This is a genomic window from Nonomuraea sp. NPDC003709 (assembly GCF_040610775.1).
Lineage (GTDB): Bacteria > Actinomycetota > Actinomycetes > Streptosporangiales > Streptosporangiaceae > Nonomuraea > Nonomuraea angiospora_A.
This window is the reverse complement of sequence record NZ_JBEXMW010000025.1, coordinates 92,449-105,285: the sequence shown is the minus strand read 5'-3', so window position 1 is coordinate 105,285 and position 12,837 is coordinate 92,449. Positions and strand designations below refer to the sequence as shown.

Below are 12,837 nucleotides of genomic sequence, written 5' to 3'. Positions count from 1 at the left end.
CGCCCGTGTGATGTCGGAGATCACCCGGATGGCGGGGCTTCCTGGAGCGCTTTTTGGTTCTTGAGCGCAGAAAGGAGGAGCATGAACGCATCACAAGAGCTGGGCCGTACGGCCCGATTCGCTCTTGCGAACTGGGGTCGTACGGCCCGAACGTGCGTGCTGTTGATGGTAGCGGCCATCGCTGCTAGCGCGTTCCTCGCCATCCGTCACTTGCCGTTAATTACCTGGTGACGATTGCTGGTTCCCGGCGTCGTAGCATTGCTGCATAGATCCGGGGCGGCGTGCGTGCACGCATCGGTTGTGTGCACGCACGCAACACACACGTTGGAAGGCTAGCGGAATTAGCGCAGTGAAGCATTACGAAGCAAAACGAAGCAGCGTGGTTCACGCGAAGTAGGTTGACCCGGCGGCCCGAGTGGCGGGCCGCGCGCGAGAACGGCCCCCAGGCCGCACGCGCAGCGTGCGGCCCGCAGGCTCGGGCCGCCGGCGGCGCGGCGCGCCGCCGCTTGACGAGCTCGGCGGAGTCTCCCGGCGGACCTTCTACCGGTGGCGGGAGATCGGCAAAGCCCCAGAGGGCTTCAAGCTGCCCAACGGCGAGCTTCGCATCTACCGGAGCGAGTTCACCGCGTGGCTTCAGAGCTCGCGGGAGGCTGCGTGAACACCTCCTATGACGTGAAACTCTGGGCGATCTCGCGGAACGAGTCGAGCAAGACGCCGTCTTACGTCGTCCGCTGGAAGGTCGGCGGCCGACAGAAGTCCAAGGCGCTTAGGACCAACGCGCTCGCCGAGAACCTGCTGTCCGACCTGCGTCAGGCGACCAAGAACGGTGAGCCGTTCGACATGGAGACGGGTCTCCCGCTGTCCATGCTCCAGGCCAAGAGCGCTCGCACGGTCCTCGACTTCGTCCGGGCGTACATCGAGATGAAATGGCCCCGCATGGCCGCCAAGAGCCGCGACAGCATCTCCGACGCGCTCGCCACCGCGCTCCCCGCGCTCGTCAAGGATCGGCCCGGCCAGCCCGACGCCGAGCTGCTCCGTACGGCCCTGCGCAAGTACACGCTCCTTCCCAAGACCAAGAGGACTGCCCCTCCTCCCGACATGGAGCGGGCGATTCGGTGGCTGGAAGGTGCCTCGCTCGACATGGTCGACCTGGGCGAGACGAAAACCGTACGGCTGGCGCTCGACGCGATCGCGCTACGGCTCGACGGCAAGGCGGCCGGCGCGAACACCGTCCGCCGCAAGCGAGCCGTCGTGCACGCAATGCTGGAGTGCGCCGTGGAGCTGGAGGAGCTTTCGGCAAATCCGCTGCACCGGATCAAGTGGAAGCCGCCCAAGACCACCGAGACAGTGGGTCCCCGCATCGTGGTCAACCCTCGACAGGCGCAAGAACTGCTGACCGCGGTGACCTACATAGGCAGGCGGGGACGCGGTAGGCGGCTCACGGCCTTGTTCGCGTGCATGTACTACGCCGCCCTCCGACCCGCAGAGGCCATCGCCCTACGCAAGGAGGACTGCGACCTTCCGGAGACGGGTTGGGGACGTCTCCTCATCGACGTCTCTCGGCCCGAGGTCAACACGCAATGGACGGACACCGGCGACGCCCACGAGGAACGCGGGCTCAAGCACCGCGGACGGGATGACGTCCGTCCCGTGCCCATCCCGCCGACGCTGGCCAAGATCCTTCGAGACCACATAGCCCAATTCGGACTGGGACCGGACGGCCGACTGTTCCAGAGCGAGCGTGGCGGCGTGGTGGCCTCGACGGCCTACACCGAGGTCTGGCAGGAGTCCCGGAAACTCGCCTCCACACCCGCCCAGGTCGCCTCTCCACTCGCCAAGCGCCCCTACGACCTTCGTCACGCGGCTGTCTCCCTCTGGCTGAACGCCGGCGTCCCGGCCCCGGAGGTCGCCGAGCGGGCCGGTCACAGCGTTGACGTCCTTCTCCGGGTCTACGCCAAGTGCATCGACGGTCACCAGGAGATCGCCAACCGACGGATAGACGACGCACCGGGGGAATGACGCACCACTCGCAGGCCATCGGGTCCCGGATGATCTCCGGGACCCGTTCGCGTTTCAGGGACACTCGAACCCCTGAAACCGCCGGTCCGACCTGCGGAAACAGCTCCAAGATCATTGCGCTTATATTGCGCGACCACCGACAAACGGCCGCGCAGAGCCGCCTACGGCTGCATGCCCCCCGAAACGCAGAAGAGGCCCCGAAGGGCCTCTGAGCTGCGCTTACTGCGTGTGGCAGGTGCAAGGTTCGAACTTGCGTAGGCTGAGCCGACGGTTTTACAGACCGCTCCCTTTGGCCACTCGGGCAACCTGCCGTGCCATCCGCTCTCGCGGCGACAGATAGAAGGATAGCGGACTTCCGAGGTGTACGTGACAACGGTTGGGTGTGCGCCGGATCTCCGTTGGGCACCGCGCCGAAACGGGTGGAGGGGAGCCGGAATCCGGACGGTTCTCCGTACGGGAGCGGTGTCCTGCGCGGCGGGCCGATGCTGGCTAGGCTCGTGCGCTGGGTCCGCGCGTTTTCGCGTACGCCGGGGAAGCAGGATCCGGGTAGTGCTTTCGCCGCTGAGAGGATGAGTGTTTTGGCCGATTCGTCTTTCGACATCGTGAGCAAGATCGACCGTCAGGAGGTCGACAACGCTCTGAACCAGACGGTCAAGGAGATCGGGCACCGCTTCGACTTCAAGGGTACGGGGGCCGCGATCAGCTGGTCAGGGCAAGACAACATCGAGATCAAGGCGAACAGCGAGGAGCGGGCGAATGCCGCTCTCGACGTGTTCAAGGAGAAGGTGGTCAAGCGGGGCCTCTCGCTGAAGATCCTCGACGCGGGTGAGCCCAAGCTGTCGGGCAAGGAGTACCGGATGCTGGTCAGCCTGAAGGAGGGCATCGACCAGGAGAACGCGAAGAAGATCTCCAAGCTGATTCGCGACGAGGGGCCGAAGGGGATCAAGGCGCAGATTCAGGGCGAGGAGCTTCGGGTCAGCTCGAAGAAGAAGGACGACCTTCAGGACGTCATCTCCCTTCTGAAGGGCAAGGATCTGGACATCGCCCTCCAGTTCGTGAACTACCGCTAGCGGAGGCCTACTTCAGGCCTTTGAACTGGCGTTCCAGCGTTCCGCAGGGCCCGGAGGGCACATCCGGGGCACACGGTCGAGCGCGCTGTCCACGAGGGCACGCGTCTTCTCCTGTGCCTCGGGCCGCTCCCCCACATGTACGTATCCTCGGCGGAGTGGCTGAGAGCGGGCTACACAGCCTTGGTCGAGGTGCCCTTGCGGATCGGCCAAATGGCTCCGTGGACGATGTAGGCCAGTCAGAGGCGGAGGCACCCACCGCGGACCGCCAACGCCCATATGCACGGCCTCGAGGCCACATTTCGGAAGTGAGTTCATAGCGACTCATTGATTGTGGCGATGTGGGATGGCGACCTTGTAGCGGATGGCGAGCGTGCCGAAGCGAGGTGGCCACGGCCCGATGAGGTTTGAGCCGGTTGATGCCGCGTCCCACAGGTGGCGCTGCTTGCATGATCGACCGGCTTCTTCCGCACGCCACCGGGCCGGGCGCTCGGCCCGTAGATCGCCTGCCAGCACCCATACCGCTCCGGGAAGTTCCACTTACGCTCCCACCCGCATCCGCACCGGAGCCTTCAATCAGCTGCCGTTTCGTCCAGATCGGCGCGCGGCCGGCGGGCAGGGACGGCTCCGGTACCGCCACCAATAAGGTGCTGGCGAAGTCTCCGCGTTTGATGTCTTCTTGGCTCGTTGAAGCATCTATCCGAGATCTCGTGCTTGTGTCGATCGTCGACGCGGCACCTGGTCTTTCCGATCCGTCGCCTTGACCCGTTTTCGCTGGCCGGAGTCCTTCGCCGACGCGCACCATGGGAGTTCGATCCTCCTCCCGGGGAAAAGAAATCTAGGCACCGGTGCGAAAGAACCACTGCCTGACTACGGGCGCCCATCGGCAGGTTGGGGAACTGGCCGTCACTGATTCCTCACTCAATGAGACCATGGATGAAGTCAACCACAAGGGAGTACTCCCTCTGCCGCAAAGGTGGAACAGTGGACATAGAAGGACGCCTTCTCGACAGCTCGATCGTAAGCTCAGTAAACGTGACGAAGATCCCCCTGCGCCGCTTTACGGCGCGTGCCCTGCCCATTGATGATCAAGATCGGGTCCTCCTTCTCCACGGCTTTGACCCGGCCAGGCCCGATGAGCCGTTCTGGTTCACGATCGGCGGGGCGGCGGAGGATGGCGAGACGTTGCAGGAGGCGGCGGCGCGGGAGTTGTTCGAGGAGGTCGGGATCCGGGCGAATGCGGACGAGCTCAGCGGGCCGTACGGGAACAGCGTGATCGAGTTCAACTGGTCCGAGTACGCCGTCACGCAGGATCAGACGTTCTTCGCGATCTGGGTGGGGGCCGGTGCGGTCGTGTCGTTCGATCACATGGAGCAGACCGAGAAGGACACGACGACGGCTTACCGGTGGTGGAGCGCGGAGGAGCTCGAGAGCACGGAGGAGACCTTCTTCCCGACGGATCTCGCGTCCATCCTGCGCCAGGTCACTGAGGGCGGAGGATCCGCGTAGCGCCGGCGATCAGCGCCGTGGCCAGGATCCAGCCGGAGACGATCAGTCCGTACGCGAGCCACTGCGTCCACCCACCCGGGTCGAACAGCTCTCGTTGCCCGAATGCGGGGATCGGGAGCAGGAGGTCGAAGGTGTAGGCGAAGGCGTTGAAATCGGGGCTCTCGGAGGGTTTGAGCGCTCTTGGGGGGCTGATGGCGAAGACGACCGTCCCGATCGCCAGCAGCAAGGCGAACCACATGCCCGCCAGCCAGGGGCGGTAGCCGTACCCGACCGCGACGTCGAGCAGCCGCCCCCACGCCCGGCTACCGAGGCCCTGGGTCTGCCGGCGGGCTCGAAGTTTGGCGAGTTGGGTGCGCCGGGCGAGCGCGTCGTTTCCGTCGCTGAGGAACCACGCGGCGAGTTGCTCGTACGGCTGCGGCCTGAACCCCTCCGGATCCCGGGTCACCCAGTCGATTCGGCGGGTTACGCCGGAGCCGCGCAGGCGGTCGTAGGTCAGGCCGTTCAGGCGTAATTTCTCGGGCCAGGTGTCTGGATTGTCGTGCAGCGTGCCGACGGTGGTGTGTGCGAGGGTGACGACGCCTTCGATGGGCTTTGCGGGCTTCAGATAGAGCTCGCGGATCTCCATGTGGCTTGCGTGGAGGGCGTAGCGGGTGTCCGGGCTTCGGATGATCCCGTTGAGCGAGAGTGTCCCGTTGATTCGCGCTCCGCGTAATCGTACGCAGCCCAGTGCCAGGAATCCGTCGGTGCAGCGCATGGTGTCCTCGACGACCATGTTGTCGGCGATGAGGGCCTGGCTGCCGGGATTGCGGAGGGTTGCGCCGTCCAGGAAGAGTCCGCCGTTGAGGCGGGCGCCGACCAGACCGATTGCTCCGGTGAAGTCGGCGTTGCGCAGGTACGTGCCGGAGTCCACGACGACGGCGTTCGCGTAGAGCGCCCATCCCTCGTCGTCGTCGGCCGTCATCTTGGTCCCACCCAGCCACAGCCCGCTCTCGAACTGGGCCCGGTTCAGGCGGACGGTGCCGGTGATGTTCGAGCCGGACAGGCTGAGGTGCCCGGCCACCCGCAGGCCGCCGCCGCTGAGGCCCGGGAGGCGGCAGTCGGTCAGGCGTACGGTGCGGGTGTTGGAGTCGGTGAAGCGGATGGGTTCATCCAGATGGCAGCCGATCAGGCTGAGTTCGTACGGGATCGTGCCGCCGACGATCGTGAGCCGGCCGGTGATCCGGGCGCCGCGCAGACGTACCGCCGGGACCGAGCCGGTGCCGGTGTCGCGGGCGCCGAGGAGCAACTGGGCGATCACTTCGGCTCTGATCGAGCGTTCGGGCCCCCACGTGTGGCCGTCCGTGGGGGCGTTCGCGCCGGCCGTACGGAACGGACCGATCTTGAACGGGCCCAGCTCGACGGTCTGGCCGGTGGGGAACGCGTTCCAGAGCCTCCGCTCCGCCTTGGTTAATCGGCCCATGGGTCAGCGGCGGTAGCCGGCCATCCGCTCGAGGCGGGCGACCCGCTCGGACGTGGGCGGATGCGTGGAGAACAGCCGGCCGAAGCCCGAGCCGCTGAACGGGTTCGCGATCATCATGTGGGAGGCCGAGGTGAGGCGGCTGTTCTCGGGGAGCGGAAGCCTGCGGGCACCCATCTCGATCTTGCGGAGCGCCGAGGCCAGGGCGAGCGGGTCGCCCGTGAGCCTGGCACCCGATTCGTCGGCCTGGAACTCTCTCGTCCGGGAGATCGCCATCTGCACCATCCCGGCCGCCACCGGTCCGAGCACCATCATCAGCAGCGCGCCCACGAAGCCCGGCCCCTCGTCGTCGTCCGAGCCACCGAAGAACACGGCCACGTAACTGATCCAGGTGATCATCGTGGCCAGCGCGCCGGCTACGGAGGAGATGAGGATGTCCCGGTTGTACACGTGTGACAGCTCATGCCCGATCACTCCGCGCAGCTCGGCCTCGTCGAGCAGCTTGGTCAGGCCGTACGTCACGCACACCGCGGCCTGGCGAGGGCTTCTGCCGGTCGCGAACGCGTTCGGCTGCACCGTCGGCGAGATGTACAGGCGCGGCATCGGCTGGCGAGCCTCAGTGGAGAGCTCTCGCACGATCCGGTAGAGCGTGGGCTGCTCCACCTCGCTGACCGGCCTGGCACGCATGGCCGACAGGGCGATGCGGTCGGAGAAGAAATAGGCGACTCCGTTGCTCGCCAGGGCGAGCACGAGCGCGATCTGCGCACCGGCTCCGCCGCCCAACCACGCGCCCACCGCGACAATCAGCGCCGACAGGCCGCCCAGCAGGATGGCCGTGCGCAGACCGTTGTGGTGCAAGGTTTCCCCCCTTCGTGGTCTGGGTTCACCTCCTCCAACGACCACGACCCGGTGCTTCGTTCCCCAGCCGCTCCCCGGCGTGCTCAGCTGCGGGCGGAGCGCGACTTTCTTCTTACCCACGGCCGTCTCTCAACCGAAGGCGGACAGTGCGGTCATGTCCAGGACCAGTTGGGGGGCGATCGAGAACAGCACGGCCACTGCCAGGGCCAGGCCGATGGCCAGCCACGTCGTGGGCGTCGGGCGGTGCCGGACGAGGACCGGTGCCGTGGGAGGGGTGAAGAGGCGCGCGGTCCAGACGGCGTAGTAGTAGAGGCCGATCACGGTGTTGACGGCCATGATCAGGGCAAGCCAGCCCGAGCCGCCCTCCACGATCTCGCGGAAGACGAACACCTTGGCGAAGAGCCCGGCCAGGCCCGGTGGCAGGCCGGCCAGGCAGACCAGGCAGAACGCCAGCGCGAGCCCCGCCGCGGGGCGCCGGAACGCCAGGCCCCGGTAGTCGTCGAGCTCGTTGCGGGTGGCGGTCCTGGAGACGAGCAGGACCACCGCGAACGCGCCGAGGTTCATGGCGGCGTAGATGACCAGGTACGCCATGGAAGTGCTGACCGCGCCGACCCCGGTTCCGGCTGGGTATGTGCCGGGTCCCCTGGCGGGCCGAAGGGTTATGCCCTGGGCCGCCACCGCCAGCGGCGCCAGGATGTAGCCGGACTGCGCGACGGAGGACCAGGCCAGCAGGCGTACGGCGGAGCGTTGGCGCATGGCGAGCAGGTTGCCCGCGGTCATGGTCAGCGCGGCGATGATCCCGACAATGGGCGCCCAGGTGGCGGCCTGCCCGGACAATCCGGCGACCAGTACGAGGATCAACCCGGCGAACCCCGCCGCCTTGGAGATCACCGAGAGCAGCGCGGCCACGGGGACCGGGGCGCCCTGATAGACGTCGGCCGCCCAGGAGTGGAACGGCACCGCGGCGATCTTGAAGGCGAACCCCGCCACGACGAGCACGACTCCGACCGAGACAACGGCGGGCAGACCCTGGACCGTCGCGAGGGTCGTGGTCTCCGCCAACCCCGGCGCCGGGGCCTGACCGCTGAACACGGCCGCGAGGCGGGACAGGTAGACCGTGCCCGCGATGCCGTACAGCAGCGAGACGCCGAACAGCATGACGGCCGTCGACACCACCGAAACCACGAAGAGCTTCACGGCGGCCTCGGAGGCTCGGCCGTCGTAGCGCTTCATGGCGGTGAGGGCGAAGACCGGGAGCGAGACCAGCTCGAGCGCCACCACGAGCATGATCAGGTCTCGGGAGGCGGGCAGGGTCACCGCGCCGACGAGGGTGCAAAGGAGGAGGAAGTACCACTCACCCACCGGGATGCCGCCGGCCGCCAGCTCGGTCATCGACATCAGCACGACCACCACGGCCGCGACCAGCACCACGCCCGCGAACACCAGCGTGAAGCCGTCCGCCACGAAGGAGCACAGCCGGGTGGGACCGGCGAGGTCGGCCGGGACGCAGAAGGTCGATCGCGGCGGGCCGCCCCTGATCGCCTGGGCGACGACGAAGGCCAGCGCGACCAGGACGCCTGCCAGCGTGACGAGCCCCAGCACGGGCTTCGTACGGGGGCGGGCCGGGAGGAAGGCGTCCAGCAGCAGCACCAGACCGGCCACCAGGGCCAGCGCCAGCGGGGGCGCGATCACGAAGTAGTCGATCTGCTGGATCATGAGACGGCTCCCAGCAGGGTCTGCACGGCCGGTGTGGTGAGCGACAGGAGGAGGCCGGGCCAGAGCCCGAAGAGCAGGATCAGGGCTACCAGCGGTGTCCATGCCAGTAGCTCGTAACTCCTGATGTCATCTGGCGCCTGCTGCCGGGGCGCGCTTGTAACCCGCTGAGGGCCGCCCGGGAGGGTGCCGCCGCTCACGGCTCCGGCATCTTCCAGGCGCGCGTCACCGCTGGACGGTCGGACGTGGTCTGAGAGCGTGCCGCCGCTCAAGGGTCCGGCATCTTCCAGGTACGCGTCGTCACCGGACGGTGCGGCATGGTCCGGAGGCGTGCTGGGTTCGGTGGCGCTTGGAGGCTTGTTCTGGCCGCTGTAGGGCTCCGGTCTCGGGGGCGGGTCCAGGGTGGCCGTCGCCGAGCGTCTTGCCGTCGAACCGAGAGGTACGACGGGACGCTCGTCCGGTGTGACGCCTTCCCGCTCGTCCATGCGGGGGCGACCGTGGGTCACGCGGGACAGCATGACCAGGAAGTACGCGGCCGTCAGGACCGCCCCCAGCCCTCCGATCGCCATGTACGTCACGAACAGCGCGCGGGGCAGCCCGTTCGCCGGCTGGAAGGCCCCGAACAGCGCCAGCATCTCCCCCCAGAATCCGGCCAGCCCCGGCAGCCCCAGCGAGGCGATCGACGCGAAGGTGAGCACCGAGCCCAGCCTCGGCAGCGTCGCCAGCATGCCGCCGCCCAGGGAAGGCATGTCGGCGGTGTGGTAGCGGTCCTTGATCGCCCCGGCCAGGAAGAACAGCAGGCCGGTGATGAGGCCGTGGGCGACGTTCGCGAAAAGGGCGCCGTTGATGCCGACCGGGGTCAGCGTGGCGAACCCCAGCAGGACGAAGCCCATGTGGCCGACGGACGAGTAGGCGATCATGCGTTTGAGGTCACGCTGGGCGAGGCAGGCCAGAGCGCCATAAATGATGCCCACCACGGCGAACGCACCGAGCCACGGAGCCACCGCCATCGCGCCCTCGGGGAGGATGGGGATGGCGATCCTGGCGAAACCGTACGTGCCCATCTTCAGCAGCACCCCGGCGAGCAGCACCGAGCCGGCGGTGGGAGCCTCGGTGTGGGCGTCGGGCAGCCAGGTGTGCAAAGGCCACATGGGGGTCTTCACCGCCAGGCCAATGCCGATCGCCACGAACGCCACGATCTGCACAGACCTCGCTATACCGGCACCGTGGGCCGCGCTCAGGGCCTCGATGTCGAGCGTGCCGGTCTGCGCCCAGACGAGCAGCAGGCCGAGCAGCATCACGACCGAGCCGAGCAGCGTGTACAGGATGAACTTGACCGACGCCGCCCGGCGGCCCTCTCCGCCCCAGATGCCGATCAAGAAGTACATCGGGATGAGGACGATCTCGAAGAACACGAAGAAGAGCAGCAGGTCGAGAGCGAGGAACGTACCGACCATGCCCACTTCGAGCACCAGCAGCGTGAACACCAGTGCCCTCGGCCGCGCCCCCACGAACCCCCTCCGCGCGTCGCCCCAGCACAGGTAGACGAAGCACAGGAACGTCAGCAGCGCCGTCAGCACGATCAGCGGCAGTGAGATCCCGTCGACGCCGAGGTGGAAGCGGAGTCCGAGCCCGGGGATCCACGCCTGATCGACCTCGAACTGCGGCCGCGCGCCACGTGAGTAGTCGAACGTCGCGGCCATCAGCACGGCCAGTGCCATCGTCAGGCCGGACAGGGTCAGTCCGTACGTGTGCAGCAACGGCCGGAGCCGGTTCGGCGCGAGGAGGAGCAGGAGGGCGCCGAGCAGCGGCACGGCCAGCAGCGCGACAGAGAGCCAGGCCATCATGCGAACACCACCACCTCTGCGCCGAGGCGATACCGGGCCGTCATGCGAACACCACCGCCCCCACCGCGATCAGCAGGACACCGGCCAGCACGCCGCTCACGTAGAGCTGGACATTGCCGTTCTGGGCCAGTCGCAGCAGTCCGGACAATCCGCGCGCCGACCTGCCGGACGCGCGCACCGCCCCGTCCACGACCACGTCGTCCGTCCGCACCACCAGCCTGGCCAGGGCCAGGACCGGGCGTACGAACAGCGCGGCGTAGAGGCCGTCCACGGAGAACGCCCGCTCGCACGGCCCGCGCAACGGCCCCAGCAGGCGGGCCGGGTCGGCGATGGGATCGATGCGCCAGAACGCGTACACCGTCCCGGCGCCGAGTGCGGCGAGCACGACACTGACGGCGGCCACGCCGAGGTCCAGGTGCAGCTCCCCCGCGAAGCCCAGCAGCAGGGCGGGGACGGCGAGGACGACGACAGGAACGAGCATCGTGCGGGGGGCCTCGGTGACGTCCACGACATGGGCCGTGCCCGGCTCCGGCTCGGGGAGCGCCACGGCCCGCGCCTGGCCGAAGAACGTGCGTAGCCAGGCTCTGGTGGCGTACGCGCCGGTGACGGCCACGGTCGCGAGCGCGCAGCCGTACAGGAGGAGCGCGGCCGCGTCCGTCAGGCCACCGGTGGACAGTGCGCGGTCCATGGCCAGCAGGATGCCGTCCTTGCTGAAGAAGCCGCTGGCCGGAGGGATGCCCATCAAGGCGGCGAAACCTATCGTCATCGTCACGAACGTCACCGGCAGTTCGCGCCGCAGGCCGCCCATCTGGGTCATCAGGTTGGAGCCGACGTGGTGGATCACCGCACCCGCGCACAGGAACAGCAGAGCCTTGAACGCGCCGTGCGTCAGCAGGTGGAAGATGGCCGCCGTGTCGGAGCCCGCGGCCAGGCCGCCTGCCATGTACGCGAGCTGGCTGATCGTGGAGTAGGCGAGCACGCGTTTCAGATCGTCCTGGGCCAACGCGGCCAGCGCCGAACCCAGCATGCCCAGGGCCGCGACGACGGCCAGCACGTCGAGCGTGGGCCGGGCCGCGAGGAACGCGGGGAACAGCCTGGCCACGATGAAGATCCCGGCGGCGACCATGGTGGCGGCGTGGATCAGGGCGCTGATCGGCGTGGGGCCCGCCATGGCGTCAGGGAGCCACGTGTGCAGCGGGACCTGGGCGCTCTTCCCCGCCACACCGGCCAGCAGGAGCATCGTGGCGGTCACGAGCGTGGCCACGGACATCTCCGGCACTTTGCCCAGCACGTCTGTGATGCGGAAACTTCCCGCCGCGAGGCCGAGCACAAAGATGCCGAAGAGGAAGCCGACGTCGCCCAGACGGGTGACGAGGAACGCCTTGACCGCCGCGCGGGAATTGCTCCGGTCTTCCCACCAGTGGCCGATGAGGAGGTACGAGCAGAGGCCCATGATCTCCCAGCCCACATAGAGGACCAGGAGGTCGCCCGCGTAGATCACCAGGAGCATGGCACTGGTGAACAGGCTGATGAACGCGCTGTAAGAGGGGTAGCGCGGGTCGTCCTTGAGGTAGCCGACGGAGTAGACCTGTACGGCCAGGGCGACGAGGGTGACCAGGACGCCGAGGATGCTCGACAGGTTGTCGGCCTGGAGGGTGAGCGTGATCGGGACGCCGCCGGTGACGATGGTGCCGTACGTCTGGCCTGTGGGTGGGGAGGTGGTCGCGCCCTGCAGGTAGGCGACGCCCGGGCCCCAGGCCAGCCAGCCTGCCAGGATCGCTGAGAGCGTGGTCGGGAGGATCGCGATCCAGGCTGCCCGGGTGTTGGCACGCTGGGCCGCCGCTCTGGTTGCCGCAGCTGTCTCGGCTGTCTTGGCTTCGCGCTCGGGCGTTGTGGCCTCTATCGCGGAGGTCGCGGTTTCGAGGGCCGGGGTTGTGGCCTTTGGGGTGGACGTCGTGGTCTTGGAGGCGGGTGTCGTCGTCCCGAGGCTGCCGGCTGGGGCGCCTGGGCTGGGTGTCTTGGGCCCTCCTGTGCTGGAGGGGGCGGTGAAGCGCTGGTGGGGCCAGCGGGAGAGCAGGAGCCCTGCCGCGGCGGCGACGAAGGGCAGGAGCACGGCGATGAGCGGGAATGTCGTCACAGCGTGCCACCTCGCTTGGCGGGCTGCTCGTCCCCACGACCGCCTTCGGTCTCCGCCTTCCCTGACCGATCCGCCTCGCTTGTCCCGTCCGAGTGGTCTGATGCTGTCTGGGGTGCCTGAGCCGGCTGGGTGTGGCGGTGCTCGTTGGGCTCGGCGGTGGCGGGTGGACGGCCTTCGGTGGGCTCAACCATGTTGGGGGGCGTGGCGGGATCGGAGGCGGTCGGATCGGAC

9 protein-coding genes and 1 tRNA gene are annotated in these 12,837 nt (G+C 68.0%); 4 read left to right on the top strand and 6 right to left on the bottom strand.

The window, feature by feature from the left end; translation table 11 throughout:
* Positions 1 to 460 precede the first annotated feature (460 nt).
* On the top strand, positions 461 to 658 hold the full coding sequence (locus tag ABZX61_RS51290; protein ID WP_355206740.1) for a helix-turn-helix domain-containing protein: 198 nt from the start codon (positions 461 to 463) through the stop codon (positions 656 to 658).
* The gene (locus ABZX61_RS51285) at positions 655 to 2,019 is read left to right on the top strand and encodes a tyrosine-type recombinase/integrase (protein WP_355206737.1); all 1,365 of its coding nucleotides are present in this window, start codon (positions 655 to 657) and stop codon (positions 2,017 to 2,019) included. Before ABZX61_RS51290 ends, ABZX61_RS51285 begins: the two co-directional genes overlap by 4 nt.
* A gap of 229 nt (positions 2,020 to 2,248) precedes the next feature.
* On the opposite strand, the gene ABZX61_RS51280 is transcribed toward ABZX61_RS51285, so the two are convergent.
* Positions 2,249 to 2,330 (bottom strand) — tRNA-Tyr (locus tag ABZX61_RS51280).
* A 258-nt stretch (positions 2,331 to 2,588) separates the two neighbouring features.
* On the opposite strand from ABZX61_RS51280, the gene ABZX61_RS51275 reads away from it, so the two are divergent.
* A complete protein-coding gene (locus ABZX61_RS51275; protein ID WP_350733739.1) occupies positions 2,589 to 3,089 on the top strand; it encodes a YajQ family cyclic di-GMP-binding protein in 501 nt (166 codons plus the stop codon).
* A 1,032-nt stretch (positions 3,090 to 4,121) separates the two neighbouring features.
* A complete protein-coding gene (locus ABZX61_RS51270; RefSeq protein WP_355206734.1) occupies positions 4,122 to 4,595 on the top strand; it encodes an NUDIX domain-containing protein in 474 nt (157 codons plus the stop codon).
* On the opposite strand, the gene ABZX61_RS51265 is transcribed toward ABZX61_RS51270, so the two are convergent.
* The 5 genes from ABZX61_RS51265 to ABZX61_RS51245 form a co-directional block, all read right to left on the bottom strand.
* Positions 4,570 to 6,054, bottom strand: a complete 1,485-nt coding sequence (locus tag ABZX61_RS51265) for a hypothetical protein (RefSeq protein WP_355206731.1) — start codon at positions 6,052 to 6,054, stop codon at positions 4,570 to 4,572. The two genes, ABZX61_RS51270 and ABZX61_RS51265, sit on opposite strands and share 26 nt — an antisense overlap.
* A 3-nt stretch (positions 6,055 to 6,057) precedes the next feature.
* On the bottom strand, positions 6,058 to 6,909 hold the full coding sequence (gene htpX / locus ABZX61_RS51260) for a zinc metalloprotease HtpX (protein WP_350733572.1): 852 nt from the start codon (positions 6,907 to 6,909) through the stop codon (positions 6,058 to 6,060).
* A gap of 129 nt (positions 6,910 to 7,038) precedes the next feature.
* Positions 7,039 to 8,625 carry an NADH-quinone oxidoreductase subunit N gene (locus ABZX61_RS51255; protein ID WP_355206728.1) on the bottom strand — a complete coding sequence of 529 codons (1,587 nt, stop codon included), beginning with the start codon at positions 8,623 to 8,625 and terminating at the stop codon, positions 7,039 to 7,041.
* A complete protein-coding gene (locus tag ABZX61_RS51250) occupies positions 8,622 to 10,466 on the bottom strand; it encodes an NADH-quinone oxidoreductase subunit M (protein ID WP_355206983.1) in 1,845 nt (614 codons plus the stop codon). The genes ABZX61_RS51255 and ABZX61_RS51250 overlap by 4 nt, the downstream gene beginning before the upstream one ends.
* A 43-nt stretch (positions 10,467 to 10,509) precedes the next feature.
* Positions 10,510 to 12,606, bottom strand: a complete 2,097-nt coding sequence (locus tag ABZX61_RS51245) for an NADH-quinone oxidoreductase subunit L (protein ID WP_355206725.1) — start codon at positions 12,604 to 12,606, stop codon at positions 10,510 to 10,512.
* Between the last annotated feature and the right edge of the window lie 231 nt (positions 12,607 to 12,837).

Bases quoted from the DNA above. Each gene is read 5' to 3' on its own strand.
- ABZX61_RS51265 (WP_355206731.1), bottom strand. From the start codon at position 6,054: ATGGGCCGATTAACCAAGGCGGAGCGGAGGCTCTGGAACGCGTTCCCC.
- ABZX61_RS51275 (WP_350733739.1), top strand. From the start codon at position 2,589: ATGAGTGTTTTGGCCGATTCGTCTTTCGACATCGTGAGCAAGATCGAC.
- ABZX61_RS51255 (WP_355206728.1), bottom strand. From the start codon at position 8,625: ATGATCCAGCAGATCGACTACTTCGTGATCGCGCCCCCGCTGGCGCTG.
- ABZX61_RS51250 (WP_355206983.1), bottom strand. From the start codon at position 10,466: ATGGCCTGGCTCTCTGTCGCGCTGCTGGCCGTGCCGCTGCTCGGCGCC.